16 protein-coding genes, 2 tRNA genes and 2 rRNA genes are annotated in these 12,600 nt (G+C 45.3%); 4 read left to right on the top strand and 16 right to left on the bottom strand.

The window, feature by feature from the left end:
- Window positions 1-134: 134 nt before the first annotated feature.
- Window positions 135-587 carry a DUF305 domain-containing protein gene (locus tag BW952_RS09380; protein ID WP_045852572.1) on the top strand — a complete coding sequence of 151 codons (453 nt, stop codon included), beginning with the start codon at window positions 135-137 and terminating at the stop codon, window positions 585-587.
- 488 nt (window positions 588-1,075) lie between these two features.
- Here the strand turns inward: BW952_RS09380 and BW952_RS09375 are convergent, their stop codons facing one another.
- From BW952_RS09375 to groES, 5 genes are all read right to left on the bottom strand, one after another.
- Window positions 1,076-1,258: a hypothetical protein gene (locus BW952_RS09375; RefSeq protein ID WP_045852573.1), complete on the bottom strand. Its 183-nt coding sequence runs from the start codon at window positions 1,256-1,258 to the stop codon at window positions 1,076-1,078.
- A 9-nt stretch (window positions 1,259-1,267) separates the two neighbouring features.
- Entirely contained in the window at window positions 1,268-1,546 is a 279-nt protein-coding gene (locus tag BW952_RS09370) for a hypothetical protein (RefSeq protein WP_045852574.1), read from the bottom strand.
- A 74-nt stretch (window positions 1,547-1,620) separates the two neighbouring features.
- Window positions 1,621-1,905: a hypothetical protein gene (locus BW952_RS09365; protein ID WP_045852575.1), complete on the bottom strand. Its 285-nt coding sequence runs from the start codon at window positions 1,903-1,905 to the stop codon at window positions 1,621-1,623.
- Between the two features lie 346 nt (window positions 1,906-2,251).
- A complete protein-coding gene (gene groL, locus BW952_RS09360) occupies window positions 2,252-3,886 on the bottom strand; it encodes a chaperonin GroEL (protein WP_045852576.1) in 1,635 nt (544 codons plus the stop codon).
- A 59-nt stretch (window positions 3,887-3,945) separates the two neighbouring features.
- Complete coding sequence (gene groES / locus BW952_RS09355) at window positions 3,946-4,230, bottom strand: co-chaperone GroES (RefSeq protein WP_045852577.1); 285 nt, start codon at window positions 4,228-4,230, stop codon at window positions 3,946-3,948.
- 194 nt (window positions 4,231-4,424) lie between these two features.
- On the opposite strand from groES, the gene BW952_RS09350 reads away from it, so the two are divergent.
- Together BW952_RS09350 and BW952_RS09345 are read left to right on the top strand one after the other, a co-directional pair.
- Window positions 4,425-5,144, top strand: coding sequence for a CPBP family intramembrane glutamic endopeptidase (locus BW952_RS09350; protein ID WP_045852578.1), 720 nt, complete (start codon window positions 4,425-4,427; stop codon window positions 5,142-5,144).
- A 12-nt stretch (window positions 5,145-5,156) separates the two neighbouring features.
- Entirely contained in the window at window positions 5,157-5,351 is a 195-nt protein-coding gene (locus BW952_RS09345) for a YdiK family protein (RefSeq protein ID WP_045852579.1), read from the top strand.
- A gap of 13 nt (window positions 5,352-5,364) precedes the next feature.
- Here BW952_RS09345 and tatC read toward each other — a convergent pair whose 3' ends face one another.
- Genes tatC through BW952_RS09330 form a run of 3 tightly spaced genes read right to left on the bottom strand, consistent with a single transcriptional unit; the run spans window position 5,365 to window position 7,030 of the window.
- Window positions 5,365-6,120 carry a twin-arginine translocase subunit TatC gene (tatC, locus tag BW952_RS09340; protein WP_045852580.1) on the bottom strand — a complete coding sequence of 252 codons (756 nt, stop codon included), beginning with the start codon at window positions 6,118-6,120 and terminating at the stop codon, window positions 5,365-5,367.
- Window positions 6,121-6,138: 18 nt separating this feature from the next.
- A complete protein-coding gene (locus BW952_RS09335) occupies window positions 6,139-6,321 on the bottom strand; it encodes a twin-arginine translocase TatA/TatE family subunit (RefSeq protein ID WP_045852581.1) in 183 nt (60 codons plus the stop codon).
- A 55-nt stretch (window positions 6,322-6,376) separates the two neighbouring features.
- On the bottom strand, window positions 6,377-7,030 hold the full coding sequence (locus BW952_RS09330; protein ID WP_045852591.1) for a redox-sensing transcriptional repressor Rex: 654 nt from the start codon (window positions 7,028-7,030) through the stop codon (window positions 6,377-6,379).
- A gap of 148 nt (window positions 7,031-7,178) precedes the next feature.
- Here BW952_RS09330 and BW952_RS09325 point away from each other — a divergent pair, with 148 nt between their 5' ends.
- The gene (locus BW952_RS09325) at window positions 7,179-9,101 is read left to right on the top strand and encodes an ABC-F family ATP-binding cassette domain-containing protein (protein ID WP_045852582.1); all 1,923 of its coding nucleotides are present in this window, start codon (window positions 7,179-7,181) and stop codon (window positions 9,099-9,101) included.
- 158 nt (window positions 9,102-9,259) lie between these two features.
- Here the strand turns inward: BW952_RS09325 and tsaD are convergent, their stop codons facing one another.
- The 8 genes from tsaD to BW952_RS09285 form a co-directional block, all read right to left on the bottom strand.
- Window positions 9,260-10,279: a tRNA (adenosine(37)-N6)-threonylcarbamoyltransferase complex transferase subunit TsaD gene (tsaD, locus tag BW952_RS09320; protein WP_045852583.1), complete on the bottom strand. Its 1,020-nt coding sequence runs from the start codon at window positions 10,277-10,279 to the stop codon at window positions 9,260-9,262.
- Entirely contained in the window at window positions 10,279-10,725 is a 447-nt protein-coding gene (gene rimI / locus BW952_RS09315) for a ribosomal protein S18-alanine N-acetyltransferase (protein WP_175607573.1), read from the bottom strand. The genes tsaD and rimI overlap by 1 nt, the downstream gene beginning before the upstream one ends.
- A complete protein-coding gene (gene tsaB / locus BW952_RS09310; RefSeq protein WP_045852584.1) occupies window positions 10,718-11,425 on the bottom strand; it encodes a tRNA (adenosine(37)-N6)-threonylcarbamoyltransferase complex dimerization subunit type 1 TsaB in 708 nt (235 codons plus the stop codon). Before tsaB ends, rimI begins: the two co-directional genes overlap by 8 nt.
- Window positions 11,406-11,888: a tRNA (adenosine(37)-N6)-threonylcarbamoyltransferase complex ATPase subunit type 1 TsaE gene (gene tsaE, locus BW952_RS09305; RefSeq protein ID WP_045852585.1), complete on the bottom strand. Its 483-nt coding sequence runs from the start codon at window positions 11,886-11,888 to the stop codon at window positions 11,406-11,408. The genes tsaB and tsaE overlap by 20 nt, the downstream gene beginning before the upstream one ends.
- Before the next feature lie 104 nt (window positions 11,889-11,992).
- A tRNA-Asp gene (locus BW952_RS09300) sits at window positions 11,993-12,069 on the bottom strand.
- Window positions 12,070-12,075: 6 nt separating this feature from the next.
- A tRNA-Met gene (locus BW952_RS09295) sits at window positions 12,076-12,149 on the bottom strand.
- A gap of 32 nt (window positions 12,150-12,181) precedes the next feature.
- Window positions 12,182-12,297: ribosomal RNA gene (gene rrf / locus BW952_RS09290) — 5S ribosomal RNA — on the bottom strand.
- Window positions 12,298-12,506: 209 nt separating this feature from the next.
- Window positions 12,507-12,600: ribosomal RNA gene (locus BW952_RS09285) — 23S ribosomal RNA — on the bottom strand; the annotation flags it as partial.

Raw genomic sequence — 12,600 nt, 5'->3', positions numbered from 1 at the left:
ATATCATGTTTATCGGCATGTTTATAGAAAGGATAAAATCATGCAGTTTTTGTGCAATTTCAGCTGAGACGTTTATACGAATAAAAACAGTGAAAATAAAAGATAGATAAAAGAGTAAAGAAAGGAGCGATTTTTTGAACAAATACGCTAAATTTGGGGTGATGATTGCTGTCTCCACTATCCTTATGTATGCTTTTATGTATTTTAATGTCTTCCAGCTTGATCATATTTTTTTCAGCGAAACAAGAGTATATATGGCACTTATGATGGGTTCGGTGATGGCCATTGTGATGTTGGTGTTTATGTGGAATATGTACGATAAGCGGCGTTTAAATACACTTATTCTTGCGGGAAGTGCAGCTGTGCTGGTTCTTTCCATTTGGTTGATGCGAAGCCAGAGTACTGTTGAAGATGTATCCTGGATGAAAGCTATGATCCCCCATCATTCTATTGCCATTCTGACAAGCGAACGGGCCAACATTTCAGATCCACGTGTAAAGGAACTTGCAAACAGCATCATTGAAGCGCAACGCAGGGAAATTGATGAAATGAAAAAGCTGATCGAAGAATTAGAAGAACAGAAATAAAAATCCTCGTTAAACCGTCCTGTGGTACTAGTGGGGTTCTGACTTTACCTTATTGCATCTATAGGACTATCCTGAAAATGATAAGTGATGCAAAGGATAATTTGTTAAAGAAATTTATTCTATGTGAGGGTGTGGGTTGAATGATTCGATATGAAAATGAACTAGTATATTAGGAAGTTAATTTTTTTTCTAAATGATTAACATAAGTGATAGACATAATAGATTAAAAGCTCATTCCAATAGAGATTAAAAAAATAATGAGCAGTAGAGTTAGACGATTAATGATGCTGAAAAGCCAGATTTCGATTTATCCAGTTCAATGGTGCAAATGGGCCGATTAGCTCTGAATCTTTGGAACGGATATGAACATTTCAATCTTATGAACTGCCTAGCTGTGATCGACGAAACAAAATACGAAATCGTGAAAACAGCTATAAACATTCGGATGGAGATAAGCGGTTGACCGATACTGCAAAAAAGAGGAGCATTTATTCCTTTGTTTCTTCCCCATCTTTTTGCTGTAAATTAAGCTTTTCAATAATTACATTTAGTTGATCAATAATTGTAAAGAGCAAACCGCCCACCCCACCTATCAAAGCACCGAGTGGACCAGCTAATATAAAGCCTAGAAGGATCCCGATTATTAAATAGATCGCCATTTGTACAAACATATAAGTGTCTCATCTCCTTGTCGAACCAGCTGCTCTATTTCTTTTCACCTTTAAAGCAATAATACTAGCTAACAAAGTAAACGCACTTGTTATAAAAAAACCACACGCATAGGAAGGAATGTTTTCCTCAGACACTCTGTCATTTATCTCAATCCCTAAAAAATTAATTCCTATACCAGCGCCATCAACGTTTGTTCCAATAGACCATAACTCAATTCCTTTATTGACTAACAAGATAGTAATTAAGACAAAGGCGACCAAAAAAATCCAACGACCAAAAGAATTCAAAATAATTCCTCCTTTTCTTCATATCAGCATATATGATTGAGCGAAACAAATTTAAAAAGCACCTGTAAAGGGCGTTAATCAAATGTAATGGATCCATACGGAATGATATCGGTAAAGAAAAGGATAAAAGAAAGCAGAGTGAGGCCCATTCCTATCCAAAACAATTTTCTCCAACACTGGACGGCCACGCCCAGAAGGAAAACTGCACCCGGAATAAGCCAAAGAGGTGTAGGAAAGGTAGGAGCTTCGGGTCCATATTCAGCTATAAAACCAGCAGCAAACCAAAGGGACATCGGCAGAATGAAGAGACCTGCTAAAGGAAGATAAACAAAACGCAGAAGTATTACTGTTATTTTCATAAAGAACGATCCTCCTGTCGCATTTTATAATCTTAAGTATCATATTCCCGCAAAATCCAAAGAGCTTTTAAACCTAACACTTACAGGAAATATACCATAAAATACAAATTATTGAAATGGAATCCTGGTTTTTAATAAACAGAACGTCCCTTATTGTACAATAAATTTCTTGAATTTTTTCAAACCTTTCAATACGACAATATACCTGTTCCTAAAACAACAAATTAATAACACATTAAAAAATTCATTTAAACAGTACCCACTATGGATTTTTCAAAAACAGCAGAAAATAAAAAAGCGTCAAACCCTGATAAATCAAGGTTTGACGCTTTTTCGGGGGATGATATTACATCATGCCGCCCATTCCACCCATGCCACCCATATCCGGCATGCCCATACCGCCGCCGCCTTCTTCTGGCTTATCTGCGACTACTGCTTCTGTTGTTAGGAACAGAGCTGCGACAGAGGCTGCGTTTTGAAGTGCATAGCGTGTTACTTTTGTTGGGTCAACGATGCCTGTGTCGATCATGTTCACCCATTCGCTTGTTGCTGCGTTGAAGCCGATGCCGATTTCTTCGCGCTTCAGGCGATCGATGATCACAGATCCTTCGAGGCCTGCGTTGTGTGCGATTTGACGAACTGGCTCTTCAAGGGCACGCAGAACGATTTTCACGCCTGTTGCCACGTCGCCTTCGCCTTCTACTTCTGCTACTTTGTTGTAGACGTTCACAAGCGCTGTACCACCACCGGATACGATGCCTTCTTCGACCGCTGCACGTGTTGCGTTCAGAGCATCTTCAATGCGAAGTTTGCGCTCTTTCAGCTCTGTTTCCGTTGCTGCGCCGACTTTGATGACTGCAACGCCGCCTGCAAGCTTAGCAAGACGCTCCTGCAATTTTTCGCGGTCGAATTCAGATGTTGTTTCTTCGAGCTGCGCACGGATTTGGCTTACGCGGCCGCCGATGTTTTGAGAATCGCCAGCACCTTCAACGATTGTTGTGTTTTCTTTTGTTACAACGACTTTAGACGCGCGTCCAAGCTGTGTGATATCTGTTGATTTCAGGTCAAGACCAAGCTCTTCCGTAATCACTTCGCCGCCTGTTAACACAGCGATATCTTCAAGCATGGCTTTACGGCGGTCACCGAAGCCTGGTGCTTTTACTGCAACAGCGTTGAATGTACCGCGCAGCTTGTTTACTACTAGTGTAGCCAGCGCTTCGCCTTCTACATCTTCAGAGATCAATAGAAGCGGCTTGCTTTGCTGCACAACCTGCTCAAGCACTGGCAGGATTTCTTGAATGCTTGTAATCTTTTTATCTGTAATTAAGATGTATGGATTTTCAAGAACAGCTTCCATTTTGTCCGAGTCAGTGATCATGTATGGAGAGGCATAGCCGCGGTCAAACTGCATGCCTTCTACGACGTCAAGCTCTGTCGTGAAGCCTTTTGATTCTTCGATTGTGATGACGCCGTCGTTGCCAACGCGCTCCATTGCTTCTGCGATCAATTGGCCTACTTCTTCGTCAGCCGATGAAATTGCCGCAACCTGTGCGATCGATTCTTTGCCTTCGATTTGCTTGGAAATGGATTTAAGCTCCGTCACCGCTGCTGCAACCGCTTTGTCCATCCCTTTACGGATGCCGACAGGGTTTGCGCCTGCTGTTACGTTTTTCAAGCCTTCACGAATCATCGCTTGTGCTAAAACAGTTGCCGTTGTTGTTCCGTCACCGGCTACGTCGTTTGTTTTGCTTGCAACTTCTGCCACAAGCTTAGCGCCCATGTTTTCAAACGCATCTTCAAGCTCGATTTCCTTCGCGATTGTCACACCGTCATTTGTGATCAGCGGCGAACCGAATTTTTTCTCAAGGACAACGTTGCGTCCTTTTGGTCCAAGCGTTACTTTTACTGCATCTGCCAGTTTGTCCACACCTGCAAGCATAGAGCGGCGAGCGTCTTCGCTGAATTTAATGTCTTTAGCCATTTAAAAGTGCCTCCTTTAAATTGATGGTTCTATTAATCATTCATTTAATGGTTATTTCATTAGCCAATAACAGCTAAAATATCGTTTTCACGAAGCAATAAGTAGTCGTTTCCTTCGTACTTTACTTCTGTTCCTGCGTATTTTGAGAAGATGATGCGGTCGCCTGCAGCAACTTCAAGTGCTACGCGCTCTCCGCTTTCAAGCACACGTCCTGTACCCACGGCTACAACTTTGCCTTCCTGCGGCTTTTCTTTCGCCGAATCCGGAAGTACAATTCCGCTGGCTGTTTTTTCTTCTGATTCTACTAGCTCAATTACTACGCGGTCACCTAGTGGTTTTAACAAGTGAAACCCTCCTCAAAAATGGTTGAATAGTTTTATTAGCACTCTTCTCTTCTGAGTGCTAACACAAGTATTATAATAATGAATCTGTCTCCTGTTTGCAAGCGGGAAGCAAAAAAATTTTCAGACTCCTGATTTGAAGCGGGTTCCGTTCAATAGTACAATGAAAGCATGTTCATTGAAGAAGGAGTTTTTTCGTGAAAAAAGAATACGGATGGATTTTAATCACCTATATTTTAATGCAGTTTTCTGCCTTTGTCGGCGGACCGCTTCTTTACGAGGCGGGTGTCGATCCATCGCGCATTGCCGGTTACTGGACGGTCATTAGCTTCTCAACGGCAACGCTCGTTATTTTGATTCTTTTGTGGCGCTCCACCTACCGCAATTCGATTGAACGGCAGACACCGGTATCGGCCGGCTCTGCCGTAACCTGGTCCATTTTAGGCGTTTTCATGGCCTTTGCGGCTCAATATGCCGCCATTATCATTGAAACATTCATTGGCATCAAGCCGGGCTCTGATAACACACAGGACATTATTCAGCTTGTCCAGGGTGTTCCGCTGGTTATTTTAGCCGTGGCTGTACTCGGCCCCATTTTGGAGGAAATCATCTTCCGTAAGATTATTTTCGGCTCTCTTTACAGCAAAATGCCGTTTTTCTTCGCCGCTCTTATCAGCTCCCTCGTGTTTTCCGTTGCGCACGCAGAGCTTGAGCACACGATATTATATGCGGCAATGGGCTTTACATTCGCTTTTCTTTACGTAAAAACAAAAAGAATTATCGTGCCGATTATGGCTCACGTGGCGATGAACACCTTTGTTGTGCTGATGCAGTATGTATTTGCAGATGAGATTCAGGACATGATCCGCAAAGCAGAGGAGATGGAACAAATGTCGCAGTGGATTCACTGGCTTTAAGGAGGAACTGACTTGCAGTCGTATTTAACGAGAGGCATCTTTTTTAACATTTTGGGGTTCTTTTTCGTGTTTCTGGCGATTCAGGACGTCAACCAAAACGAGTTTGGTTTTTTTACCTACCTGCTTATTTTGCTGGCAACGATGGATATCGGCACCGGCATCCGCATGATGTTCATGCATTTCAAATTGAAAAAAAGCCAAAAATAAAAATCCGTCCCCTTTACTGGACGGATTTTTCCTGTTCGGCACGTGCTTCTGCCTGCAGGGCTTTTTTATAGCCGATTTTGGAAACAAAGATGCTCACTTCATATAGGATAAACAGCGGCAGGCTGACCATCATATGCGAAATAATGTCCGGCGGCGTAATGAGTGCGGCAATGACGAGCAAAATAAAATACGCGTAGCGGCGCATTTGGCCCAGCAGCTGCGGCGTAACAATGCCAAGACGCGTCAGAAACAGCATAATAACCGGCAGCTGGAACAAAAAGCCGAACGGAATGGTCGTTTGAAATAAAAATTGGAAATATTCATTGATGCCGATTACCTGCTCAATGCTTAAATCATTGGACAGCTGCATCATAAAATGAATGATGTACGGAAACAAAATGAAATAGGAAAACGCGAGGCCTCCTAGAAACAAAATCACCGAAGCCGGAATGTAGCTCAGAGTCACTCGCCGCTCCTTTTCGTGAAGACCGGGGCTGACAAACGACCAGAGCTGATATAAAATCACCGGCGATGTTAAAATAATGCCGACCACAAACGCCATTTGAAAGTAAATTTTCAACGGGTCGGTTACGCGAAAGGCATTCAGCGTTAACGCGGCCGCTTCGTCTGCATGCTGCAAATAATGAATGAGCGGCTTCGCGAGAAACAATCCGCCAATCACGGCAATAAAAAAGAAAACGACGACAATCATCAGCCGTTTTCGAAGTTCTTCTAAATGTTCATATATCGTCATGTCTTGCTGACTCATGTGTCCATCATCCTAACCTTACTTGGACTCTTTTTTGTCCTCTGTCCGATCATCGTCATCATCATCGGCTAATCCTTTTGTTGAGTTTTTAAACTCACGCAATGTATCACCGGCTGCTCGTCCGAGTTCCGGAAGCTTCTTCGGTCCAAAAATCAAGAGCGCTGCTGCACCGATGACAACCATGCTGCCAACACCTACCATTGGCACACACCTCCCTTTTCCTTATCATAACTGATTTGCCCCTGCAATACTATGATCATTTTTCAACAGATTCATCCGGATAATTTTTCAAAAAGTACACGAGTGACTGCAGTTCAATCGCCAGGTCAATGTGATGAACCCGGATGTCCGGCGGCACATTCAGACGCGCGGGTGTGAAATTCAAGATCCCTTTAATGTCTGCTCCGACAAGACGGTCCGTAATGGGCTGTGCCGCTGCTTGTGGAATCGTTAAAATCGCAACCGGCACCTGTAAGTCCGCCAGTGTTTTTTCAAGGTCGTCCATATGATAAATCGGCACATCGCCAATTTTTTTGCCCACCTTGCTTTCTTCGACATCAAACGCAACTTGAATTTTTGTGTTGTTGTTTTTCAAGAAATTATAATTTAAAAAAGCGGTTCCTAAATTTCCGACGCCAATTAACGCAACATTGGTTACTTCGTCCTGATCCAAGGTTTTTCGGAAAAACGACAGCAAGTAGCTGACATTATAGCCGTAGCCTTTTTTCCCGAGCGCGCCAAAGTAAGAAAAGTCTCGTCTGATAGTGGCTGAATCCACTTTTACAGCTTCGCTCAGCTCTGCTGATGAAACCCGCTGCTTGCCTGAAGAGTGCAGGTTCTGAATAAATCGGTAGTATAAAGGCAGACGCTTCGCCGTTGCCTGTGGTATTTTCATCGAATCGTTGTTCATTTTTTTCCCTCCAGCGTGATACCGCTTCCACGTTTCTTTTGTCCCTCTTCTATCATCATAAATCTTTGTAGCGTTTTTCACAAGAACTGCTTCTTTTTCATTGCCGGAAGCGTCCTCCTCAAGTAAAGTGGAATGTGAGGTGAGAAACATGATTTTACTGCAAGTTCAGCAGCTTTCGAAATATTTTGGAGCTGAACGTATTTTATCCAATATTAAGCTCGAAGTGCAGTCGGGTGACCGGATTGCCCTTGTTGGCCGAAACGGCGCCGGCAAGTCGACGCTTTTAAAAATAATTGCTGGCCAGCTTTCACACGAAGAAGGTTCTATTATGAAGCCAAAGGATGTGTCCATCGGCTACCTTGCCCAGGATACTGGTCTTGAATCCGACTTGTCCATCTGGGACGAAATGAACAGCGTATTCGACGGCCTTCGGGAAATGGAACAAAAAATCCGTTCCCTTGAAGCCGACATGGCCGATCCGGACGTATACAATCAGCCTGCACGCTATGAACAAGTGATGTCCGCTTACGACAGCCTGCAAAATGAATTTAAAGAAGCGGGAGGCTATCAGTATGAAGCAGACCTGCGTTCAGTTCTGCATGGCTTTCGTTTTCATGATTATGATTACAGCACGCTCATTTCCACGCTGAGCGGCGGCCAAAAAACGCGGCTTGCGCTTGCCAAGCTGCTGCTGACAAAGCCGGATATTTTAATTCTCGATGAGCCGACCAATCACCTTGATATTGAGACGCTCGCCTGGCTGGAGCACTATTTACAAGGGTATCAGGGCGCAATCTTAATTGTTTCCCATGACCGTTATTTTTTGGATCAGACCGTAAACCAGGTATATGAGGTGTCCCGCCATAAAATCCGCCGCTTTACAGGTAATTATAGCAAATATTTAACACAAAAAGCTGAACAGTTTGAACGGGACATGAAGCAATATGAAAAGCAGCAGGATGAAGTGGCCAAGCTTGAAGATTTTGTTCAGCGCAACATCGCACGGGCGTCCACGACAAAGCGAGCGCAAAGCCGGCGTAAGCAGCTGGACCGGATGGAGCTGCTCGCCCGCCCAGACGGAGACGAAAAGCCGCCTGGCATGCTCTTTGATATCGACCGCCAGAGCGGAAATGAAGTGCTGTCGATTGATCGTGTGGCAATCGGGTATAACGGAGAAAAAATCGGCAACGAGCTTTCTTTCACTGTTTCCCGCGGCGACAGCATTGCTTTGGTCGGACCAAATGGCGCCGGCAAGTCCACGCTGCTGAAATCCATTACCGGTGCCCTTCCGCTGATCAGCGGCGGGATTCAGCCTGGAGCTGGCGTTGAAATCGGGTATTACGATCAGGAGCAGTCTCATTTAAATCGGTCAAAAACGGTTTTGGCTGAGCTGTGGGATGATTATGCCGGCACGCCTGAAAAAGAGATCCGTTCGATTCTCGGTACATTTTTATTCTCAGGAGACGATGTATTAAAGCCTGTTGCGGCTCTCAGCGGCGGTGAAAAAGCACGGCTTGCGCTCGCCAAGCTGACGATGCAGAAAGCCAATTTCCTCATTTTGGACGAGCCGACGAACCATTTGGATCTCGACAGCAAAGAAGTGCTGGAGAATGCGCTGATTGAGTACCCGGGCACCCTTTTGTTTGTATCACACGACCGTTACTTTATTAACCGGATTGCGACAAAAGTCATTGAGCTGGACCAAAAAGGCATTACGGTTTATTTGGGCGACTACGACTATTACGTTGAAAAAAAGAACGAGCAGGAGGAGCTTGCTGCACTTGAAGCCGTTCAATCCAGCACGGCACCGCCAAAGTCAGCTTCCGCCGACTCGTATAAAACGGATAAAGAACAGCGCAAAAAAGAACGGCAAAAGGCCCGGCGCATTGAAGAAATTGAAAACGAAATTGCCCGGCAGGAAGAACAGATCGCTGAAGCTGAAAACCTTCTTTGCCTGCCAGAAGTATACGAAGATCATGAACAGTCCTTGACCCTCCAGCAGCAGCTTGATCAGGCAAATGATGCGATTGAAAAGCTGATGGAAGAATGGGAACTTCTTCAACTCGATTAACGAAAAGGCTATCCACAGCCTTTTCTTTTTTTATCCACAGAAATACGTAGAATATTCTGCTATTTGCAAGGGTTTCCACAGATTTATGCACATTACCCACAGGATGTGGACCGTTTTTCCCCACTTACCCACAAAAAAAACTGCCAGTTTCGGCAGTTTTAAAACGTTTCAATATCCAGTCCAGGATGGCCATTCATATCCATTCCGTCTTTTTTTCCTTGTTCGAAAAGAATCGTTCCTGCTGCTGCGATCATCGCTGCATTATCGGTGCACAAAGACAATGGAGGAATAACAAGCTCCGTCGCCGGCATATCGCTAAATGCTTTTTCCAAGGAAGCACGCAGTCCTTCATTAGCCGCCACGCCTCCTGCCAAAAGTACTTGCTCTACACAATACTCTTTCGCAGCACGAATCGTTTTTTCCGTTAGCACTTCAACGACACTTGCTTGAAAGCTCGCGGCCAGGTTTTCCGGAACCAGTTCTTCTCCACGCTGCTGCGCATTGTGGACCGTGTTAATGACGGCTGATTTCAAGCCGCTGAAGCTGAAATCATATGATCCTTCTTCCAAGCGCACACGCGGCAAGCCATACGTGTCCTCTCCTGCTGCTGCCAGTCGGTCGATATGCGGTCCACCCGGGTAAGGAAGATGAAGCGTCCTTGCTACTTTGTCGTACGCTTCTCCTGCCGCATCATCCCGCGTTTCGCCAATCACCTTGAATGAGCCGTGCTCAGCCATATAAACAATTTCTGTATGACCACCTGAAACAACCAGCGAAAGAAGCGGAAAGGCCATTTCCTTTACGAGCCGGTTTGCATAAATGTGGCCGGCAATATGATGGACGCCAATAAGCGGCAATTGATGTGCGAACGCAATCGCCTTCGCTGCATTCACACCGATCAGCAGCGCACCGACAAGCCCAGGCCCTTTTGTCACAGCAATGGCATCCATATCCTTGAACGTGAGACCTGCCTGCTCAAGTGTTTCCTGAAAAACCGCAATAATCTGCTCCACATGATGGCGGGACGCAATTTCAGGCACCACACCGCCAAAGCGCTTATGGCTTTCAATTTGAGAAGAGACAACATTCGCCACGATCTCTGTTCCGTTTTTTACAATAGCGGCAGCTGTTTCATCACAGCTTGTTTCAATTCCAAAAATATACGTATCTTTTTTCATTATAAATTCACCCACATTACTAAAGCATCTTCTTGATTATCGGTATAATATTGCTTCCGGATTCCACCCGGCTGCAACCCGAATTTCTTATAAAGAGTCATCGCAGCCGTGTTGCTGACGCGCACTTCTAATGACAGAACCGTGCCTCCGTATTCCCGTGCTTTTCCGATGACGAACCCAAGCAGCTCCGCACCAAACCCTTTTCCCCGAAACGCCGGCAGAACGGCAATGTTCGTAATTTGCACTTGATCGTAAACGACCCACATTCCGCAATAGCCGACGAGAACACCTTCACATTCAGCTACATAATAATGAGCATACTGATTCATCACGATTTCGCGCTCAAACGCTTCTTTCGGCCAGGGAATGGTAAAGCTTTGAAGCTCCACATCCAGAACGGCTGGAATATCTTCAACGACCATTGGACGAATGAATAGCTCACTCATCACCCTTGGCCTTCTTTTCATTTGCTTCCATCCATTTGACCTCTGCTTCCGCGAGACGGGCATAATTCGGAACAACCTCAGCCGGATTTGATGAAGTCTCGCTTCCAAGAGCTAATAAAGCCGCCGGACGTGTATACGGAACGGCCTTTCCAGCAAAAACAGCCACATCGCCCATTTTTTCAGCGATGACCGGTTCATGTAAAATGCTTTCCTGCCCGACAAATAAAACGGTTTCCCCTCGCTGCAGCAGCTCGTCACACCAGTCCGTTACTAAAACGTTCCGGTCTTCTATAATCGTTTCGACTACACCGTTAGATAGCCGGTATAAACCCGTGAACACTTGACCACGCCTTGCGTCAAACATTGGACAAACCAGCCCGTCAATTACCGGCGCAGAAGCAGCGAGCGACGCAAGCCCTGAAACCGCCGCAATTGGAATATTCAGTGTCCAGGCCAGTGTTTTGGCAATCGTGACACCGATTCGAACCCCCGTGTAAGAACCAGGCCCATTGGCGACAATAATTTTTTCAAGATCACTTGGCTTCAGCTCTACTTCTTCCATTAATGCCTGAATAGCGGGCATCACACGAATAGAATGATTTTTTTTCAAATTCGTTACCTGCTCCGCTACGATTACATCTCCATCGGCAATACCGATTGACAATGTGAAGGTAGATGTATCAATCGCTAACGTTTTCATTCATGCTCACCTTTTCAAGAACACGGCTATATCGATCGCCGCTTACTTTTAATGTTAGTTTTCGCTGGTTTTCTATCCCGGTGTGGACAAGATCAATTTGAATAAATTCCTCCGGGAGCTGGTCCGCAATTAAATGAGCCCATTCCACTATCGTAATCCCGTCTCCATAAAAATATTCATCAAACCCAAGGTCCTCGTCCGATTCTTCCCCTAACCGGTAGACGTCCATATGATAAAAGGGATAGATGCCTTTATATTCTTTAATAATCGTGAAGGTTGGGCTGTTTACGTTTTTCTGTACCCCTAGTGCCCTTGCCAGGCGCTGGGTAAAGGTTGTTTTGCCTGCCCCTAGGTCCCCTTCCAGTAACAGGACATCTCCGGGAAGCAAAGAAGCAGCCAGGCGTTGAGCAAAGAGATCTAATTCCGTTACATTATGAATGATTCGTGTATGAGAGGATTTCATCGATCCGCCTTCTTTCCTCGAAAAAAAACCTTAGGATAATGTTGATCCTAAGGTTTCTGATTGTATCGTTATTATATCGAATAAATGTACATTCTTAAAGTAAATGGCGGTCCGGACGGGACTCGAACCCGCGACCTCCTGCGTGACAGGCAGGCATTCTAACCAACTGAACTACCGGACCAAATGATTGCGGGGGCAGGATTTGAACCTGCGACCTTCGGGTTATGAGCCCGACGAGCTACCGAGCTGCTCCACCCCGCGACGATAAAAAGTATTAAATAAATTGTTTCACAGCCAGGCGGCGTCCTGCTCTCACAGGGGGAGACCCCCAACTACCATCGGCGCTGAAGAGCTTAACTGCCGTGTTCGGGATGGGAACGGGTGTGACCTCTTCGCTGTAGCCACCTGACTATGAAGCATGAAAGAAGTATTCTTTCAAAACTGGATAGAAGCGTTTTATTGTATGGGCATAAAGCCGAGTTGATACATGCCATTTGTGTCTAGCTCCGGGCAGCCAGATACTCGGTGATAAGCCATGCCAGCCATGTGGCAAAGAGCGCCACCCGTCTGTCCTGTCTTATCTCTGCCGTATCTGAACGGCTGCCCTGCGCATTTCAAATGATTAAGTCCTCGATCGATTAGTATTCGTCAGCTCCATGCGTCGCCGCACTTCCACCCCGAACCTATCTACCTCGTCTTCTTCAAGGGATCT

The sequence above is a fragment of the Domibacillus enclensis genome (assembly GCF_900156125.1).
Classification (GTDB): domain Bacteria; phylum Bacillota; class Bacilli; order Bacillales; family Domibacillaceae; genus Domibacillus; species Domibacillus enclensis.
The sequence above is the reverse complement of the archived record's forward strand: the minus strand, read 5'-3'. Positions and strand labels throughout refer to the sequence as shown.

Bases quoted from the DNA above. Each gene is read 5' to 3' on its own strand.
- BW952_RS09375 (WP_045852573.1), bottom strand. From the start codon at position 1,258: ATGTTTGTACAAATGGCGATCTATTTAATAATCGGGATCCTTCTAGGC.
- BW952_RS09365 (WP_045852575.1), bottom strand. From the start codon at position 1,905: ATGAAAATAACAGTAATACTTCTGCGTTTTGTTTATCTTCCTTTAGCA.
- groL (WP_045852576.1), bottom strand. From the start codon at position 3,886: ATGGCTAAAGACATTAAATTCAGCGAAGACGCTCGCCGCTCTATGCTT.
- tatC (WP_045852580.1), bottom strand. From the start codon at position 6,120: ATGAGTCAGCAAGACATGACGATATATGAACATTTAGAAGAACTTCGA.
- BW952_RS09335 (WP_045852581.1), bottom strand. From the start codon at position 6,321: ATGGTAGGTGTTGGCAGCATGGTTGTCATCGGTGCAGCAGCGCTCTTG.
- BW952_RS09330 (WP_045852591.1), bottom strand. From the start codon at position 7,030: ATGAACAACGATTCGATGAAAATACCACAGGCAACGGCGAAGCGTCTG.
- BW952_RS09325 (WP_045852582.1), top strand. From the start codon at position 7,179: ATGATTTTACTGCAAGTTCAGCAGCTTTCGAAATATTTTGGAGCTGAA.
- tsaD (WP_045852583.1), bottom strand. From the start codon at position 10,279: ATGAAAAAAGATACGTATATTTTTGGAATTGAAACAAGCTGTGATGAA.
- rimI (WP_175607573.1), bottom strand. From the start codon at position 10,725: ATGAGTGAGCTATTCATTCGTCCAATGGTCGTTGAAGATATTCCAGCC.
- tsaB (WP_045852584.1), bottom strand. From the start codon at position 11,425: ATGAAAACGTTAGCGATTGATACATCTACCTTCACATTGTCAATCGGT.
- tsaE (WP_045852585.1), bottom strand. From the start codon at position 11,888: ATGAAATCCTCTCATACACGAATCATTCATAATGTAACGGAATTAGAT.